Annotated in this window: 1 pseudogene; it reads left to right on the top strand. The window is 56.4% G+C overall.

What is annotated here, in order from left to right:
* A pseudogene (locus tag I6F21_RS38620) lies at positions 1 to 132 on the top strand (IS630 family transposase); the annotation flags it as partial.
* Positions 133 to 250 lie beyond the last annotated feature (118 nt).

Here is a 250-nt window from a genome sequence, read left to right as displayed (position 1 = left end):
AACGCTGATCCCAAGCCGTTCCGGTGGACCAAGTCAGCCGACGACATCCTTGCTTCCATCGAGCGCTTCTGCCGTTACAATGCCCCGGTACAACACCATGCGATGTTGCGAACTTCTGGTTCAGGACACTAGAACCTATCTCAAAATTGTCGAAACAGGATCAGCAGGCAAGCGAGCTGGACGAAGCCGAGGAAGTTTTGCGGATAGAACTCCCAGCGGACCAGCAGGCGCCGCCGCCACTGTATCCAGG

It is taken from the genome of Bradyrhizobium sp. NBAIM03, from assembly GCF_020194055.1.
In the GTDB taxonomy this organism is placed as follows: Bacteria; Pseudomonadota; Alphaproteobacteria; order Rhizobiales; family Xanthobacteraceae; genus Bradyrhizobium; species Bradyrhizobium yuanmingense.
Note: the sequence above shows the minus strand (reverse complement) of the source record. Positions and strands in the feature narration are given on the sequence as shown.